Origin of the sequence: Clavibacter lycopersici (genome assembly GCF_003576405.1) — a bacterium.
Classification (GTDB): Bacteria; Actinomycetota; Actinomycetes; order Actinomycetales; family Microbacteriaceae; genus Clavibacter; species Clavibacter lycopersici.
Genome location: NZ_QWGT01000227.1, coordinates 1 through 4,412, shown reverse-complemented (window position 1 = coordinate 4,412; position 4,412 = coordinate 1). Strand labels below are relative to the sequence as shown.

At 73.1% G+C, this 4,412-nt stretch carries 5 protein-coding genes and 2 pseudogenes; 2 read left to right on the top strand and 5 right to left on the bottom strand.

Translation table 11 applies throughout. From position 1 onward, the window contains the following. Positions 1 to 321, top strand: a pseudogene (locus DZG00_RS12700) (Asp23/Gls24 family envelope stress response protein); the annotation flags it as partial. A gap of 42 nt (positions 322 to 363) precedes the next feature. On the opposite strand, the gene DZG00_RS12695 reads toward DZG00_RS12700, so the two are convergent. From DZG00_RS12695 to DZG00_RS12675, 5 genes are all read right to left on the bottom strand, one after another. Then, positions 364 to 927 (bottom strand): septum formation family protein, encoded by a 564-nt coding sequence (locus DZG00_RS12695; protein WP_119382672.1) that lies wholly within the window; start codon positions 925 to 927, stop codon positions 364 to 366. Between the two features lie 106 nt (positions 928 to 1,033). Next, positions 1,034 to 1,477 carry a DUF805 domain-containing protein gene (locus DZG00_RS12690; protein ID WP_119382673.1) on the bottom strand — a complete coding sequence of 148 codons (444 nt, stop codon included), beginning with the start codon at positions 1,475 to 1,477 and terminating at the stop codon, positions 1,034 to 1,036. A gap of 88 nt (positions 1,478 to 1,565) precedes the next feature. Next, positions 1,566 to 2,033, bottom strand: coding sequence for a hypothetical protein (locus tag DZG00_RS12685; RefSeq protein WP_119382674.1), 468 nt, complete (start codon positions 2,031 to 2,033; stop codon positions 1,566 to 1,568). Beyond that, positions 2,030 to 3,160, bottom strand: coding sequence for an ABC transporter permease (locus DZG00_RS12680; protein ID WP_119382675.1), 1,131 nt, complete (start codon positions 3,158 to 3,160; stop codon positions 2,030 to 2,032). Before DZG00_RS12680 ends, DZG00_RS12685 begins: the two co-directional genes overlap by 4 nt. Next, positions 3,157 to 4,038: an ABC transporter ATP-binding protein gene (locus tag DZG00_RS12675; RefSeq protein ID WP_119382676.1), complete on the bottom strand. Its 882-nt coding sequence runs from the start codon at positions 4,036 to 4,038 to the stop codon at positions 3,157 to 3,159. Before DZG00_RS12675 ends, DZG00_RS12680 begins: the two co-directional genes overlap by 4 nt. A gap of 192 nt (positions 4,039 to 4,230) precedes the next feature. On the opposite strand from DZG00_RS12675, the pseudogene DZG00_RS12670 reads away from it, so the two are divergent. Continuing rightward, positions 4,231 to 4,412, top strand: a pseudogene (locus tag DZG00_RS12670) (hypothetical protein); the annotation flags it as partial.

The window sequence follows — 4,412 nt, the reverse complement described above, 5'->3', positions numbered from 1 at the left end:
GACGCCGCGAAGGACATCGGCTCCGAGGCGGCCGACCGCGCGAAGGCCGCGGGCGCCGTGCTCGCCGACTCCGCGAAGGCGGACGCCGAGGGCACCCGCGAGGCAGCCGAGGAGCGCGACGCCGACGACGCCGCGGACTTCGACACCTACGCGGTGCCGGCCGGATCCGCGTCGCCCGAGGTGACCGTGATCGTGGGCGGGCACGGCGACGGCGCCACCCGCGTCGAGGTCGACGGCCCCGCGACCGTGGAGGTGCAGGGCGACCGCGTCGGGGTCGACGGTGCGGAGGCGGGCCGCGACGGCAGCGCGGACCGCGCCTAGCGATCGGCTCCGGGCGGCCCTCCGCTCGGGCGGCCTGCGCCGCTACCGGCCGATGCCCGCGAGCGAGCCGACGGTCTTCCCCGCGGGGTCCCCGATGAGGCAGTTCGCCGTCCGGTCGCCCGTGCTCCAGCTGCCGCTCGTGGGCTGGTAGGACCGGTAGTCGTAGATGGAGTCCTGGTAGTCGAAGTCGATGAAGGTCCCGAACGCGGATCCGCACAGGTCGTCGGCCCGGGAGCCCACCGCGTCGTCGCCCGGGAACGCGTCGCCCGCGATCGTCACGTTCGCGTAGACCTCGAAGTCGTGCGGCTCGGAGCAGGGCACCGTGCTCACGTCGCCCACCGGATCCGTGTCCTCGTCGCCCGCGGGCCGTGCGTCCGCGGGAGCGTCGTCGGAAGGGGCCGCCAGCGTCGCGTCGTCGAGGCAGTCGCCCTCGCGCAGCGTGAAGACGTCGGTCGTGCCGCCGGCGGTGATGGATCCGTCGTCGCCGCGCATCTCGGTGTGCGGCACGAGGTCGGCCAGCTGCTGCAGCGAGCACCCGCTGAGCGCCGCGGCGAGGAGGACGGCCGCGAGCGCGGTGGGCAGGATGCGGCGGGCGGCGACGGCCATGGGGGTCCTCGGGTTCGGGGAGCGGATCGCGCTCACCGTAGCGGCGCTCCTCGCCCGCGCGCGCGAGTTCCCGACGGTCGAGTCCTCGGCGCGCGGATCCGCGGCGTCAGTCGAAGCGCGCGCCACCCGGGCGGGGACGGCTCGCGGTCATGACCACGTAGACGATCTGCCCGAGGATCGGGATGAAGTTGATGAAGGTCCACGTGCCGCTGCGGTCGACGTCGTGCAGCCGTCGCCAGGAGACGGCCAGCGACGGGATGAACACCGCCAGCTGCACCACCGCCGAGATCCCGCTCCAGGGATCGGCGATGAAGACCGGGTTCAGCTGGCCGGGCAGGTCCCGGCCGCCCATGGTGAGGTCGCTCATCGTCCGCAGGATCGACGAGGCCACGAAGCCCGTGAGCACCCACCACCAGAACTCGCTGCGGCTCGCGCGCCCGCGGAACGTCGCGTACTTGAGGAAGAACCTCCGCATCGCCTCGTACCAGGACGCGCCGTACAGCGGCAGCTCGAGGGGCGGCGTGGATCCGGGCGTCGTCGCGGGGGTCATGCCTCGACCGTATCGGCGACGTGGCCGTCCGCACAGGACGGGGGCGCGGGAGCGGCCGGGCGGTCGTCGGGACAGCGGCCGGACCGGATCACACCGCCGCCAGCCCCAGCACCGCGAGCGCCCCGAACGCGACGCCCCAGACGGCGATCGCGATCGTCTCCCAGATGAGGACCGCGCGCGGGCGGGCGCCGAACGAGACCATCGCGGCCGACGTGAAGTGCGTCGGCAGCAGGAGGGGCCCGAGGAGGCTGACGCCCGGCACGCCGTAGCGGTCGAACGTCCGGCGGACCTTGGCGCGCCTCGGCGTCTCCTCCTTCGCGCTGTCCCGCGTGAGCCGGGTGCGCGTGCGCGACGCGACCAGCACGATCAGCGCCACGACCGCGGTGTTGCCCACCACGGCCGCGAGCACCGCGACCGCCACGTGCTGGCCGCTGAGGACCCCCAGCACGGCCGCGAGCTCGACCTCGAGGAACGGGATCATCGCGGTGACCATGATCCCGAACCACCGGAGCACCTCCGGCAGGCCGTCCGTGAAGTCCTGCAGCGCGTCGATCATCCCTTCAGCGCCTCCTTGAGCTTCACGCGGGATCCGGTGCGCAGCAGCGAGTTGCTGTAGATGCGGGACCCGAGGGCGACCACCACGGCGGTCGTCGCGATCAGCACGGCGAGCGACACGAGCGGCTCCCACCACTGGGCCTCGCCGAGGAACAGGCGCATCGGCATCCCGACCGGCGCCGAGAACGGCACGTACGACATGATCGTCATCACCACGGGGTTGTCGTTGAAGAAGATGACCGCGAAGTACGGGATCATCACGAGGTACGTGACCGGGGCCGTGACCGCGCCCACGTCCTCCTGGCGGGAGACGAGCGAGGCGGCGGCCGCGAAGAGCGACGCGAGCAGCACGAACCCGAACAGGAAGAACACGACGAACCAGATCACCGCGGGGCCGACGACCGCGAGGAGCGCCGTCTGCTCGGTCACCAGCAGCCCGACGCCCGTCATGAGGGCGATGAGCGCGATCTGCGTGAACGCCAGGATGCTGTTGCCGAGCACCTTGCCGGCGAGCAGCGCCCGCACGGGGATGGTCGACATGAGCAGCTCGACCACGCGCGTCTGCTTCTCCTCCACCACGCTCTGGGCGATGATCTGCCCGAACGTCAGCGCGGAGATGAAGAACACGAGGCCGAACGCGATCGCCACGAGGTAGGCGACGGCGGGGTTCGTGGTCGGCTCCTCCAGGAGCTCCACGCGCGGGGTGTCCGTGAGGGCGCTCACGACGCCGTCGGGCGCTGAGGTGTCGCCGATCACGAGGACGGCGCCGTCGGAGTCGGCCTGGGTGTCGGGGACGACCGCGGCCTCCACGTCGCCGTCGCGGACCATCGCCTGCGCGTCCTCGACGCTGTCGGCGGGCACGCCCTCGAGCGACTCGGCGGCGGACACGGCCTGTGACGCGGTGCCGACCACGGCCACGCGCGTGCGGTCGCCGTCGCCCGTGCCGCCGTTCGCGGCGAGGAAGCCGCTGACGACGATGGATGCGAGGATCCCGACGAGCAGGATCCCCGTGCTGATGAGGAACGACTTGCTGCGCAGGCGCATGCGCACCTCGCGGCCGGTCACGAGCATCGTGGACTGGGCGAACGTCGGGGCCGTGCCCTGTCGGCTGGCGGTGGTGGTGCTCACTGGACGACCTCCTGGAAGATCTCGCTGAGGGTGGGGCGGCGGCGCGTGAACCCGGTGACGGTTCCGCGGGAGACGGCCTCGGCGAGCACGCGCTGGCGCGCCTCCTCCTCGGCCTCGAAGAGCACGTAGCCGCCGTCGAACTCGACGACCTCGACGCCGGGCACGTCGCGCACCCAGCCGCCGTCGCCGTCGATCTGCAGCTCCGTGAGCGGGCGGCTGTGCTCGTCGCGCAGCTGCTCGCGGTCGCCCGACGCGCGGATCCGGCCCTCGGCGATGACGACCACGTCGTCGCAGAGGCGCTCCACGATGTCGAGCTGGTGGGAGGAGAACAGCACGGGCACGCCCTGCGCGGCCCGCTCGGTGAGGACGCCGAGGACCGTCTCGACGGCGATCGGGTCGAGGCCCGAGAACGGCTCGTCGAGCACGAGCACCTCGGGGTCGTGCACGAGGCTCGCGGCGATCTGCGCCCGCTGCTGGTTGCCGAGCGACAGCGACTCGATGGGGTCGTTCCGCCGCTCGCCGAGGCTGAGCCGCTCGAGCAGGCGCTCGGTGCTCGCGGTCGCGTCGGCGGCGCTCATGCCGTGCAGGCGGCCGAGGTACACGATCTGCTCCTGCAGCTTCATCTTCGGGTAGAGGCCGCGCTCCTCCGGCATGTAGCCGAAGGTGCGGCGGCTCGAGGTGCCGAGGTCGCGGCCGTCGAGCGACACGGTGCCGGAGTCGGCGGTGAGCACGCCGAGCATGATCCGCATGGTGGTGGTCTTGCCGGCGCCGTTGCCGCCGACGAAGCCGGTCAGCCTCCCCGGCCGCACGGTGAATGACACGTCGTCGAGGACGCGGCGGTCCCCGAACGAGCGCGTGACGTTCTGGACTTCGAGCACGAATGGCCTCCTCGGTGGGCGTGGGTGATCCGTGCTGCTCACGCTAGGTGCGGGGCTGCGCGGGGGAGTCCGCCATGAGGGGGAACCGGGTGGGGGACGGGGGCGCGCGGCGGGCGGACGGGGGCGCGCACGCGGGGGAGTGGGGCGCGGCCGGGCTCGATCCGCGGGGCCCGGCTCTCCTAGGGTCGGAGCATGCGGATCATCACCCTCGTCCAGGCGGTCGCCGACGGTGCCGCTGCGGCGGGGTGCGTGCTCTTCGCGCTGATCGCCACCGACGTCGGCACCCCGTCGCGGGCGCTGACCGGGCTCGCGCTGCTGGGCCTGTCGGCCGTGGTCCGGGTGGCGGCGGTCGCCTGGGCGCGACGCCTGCGGCC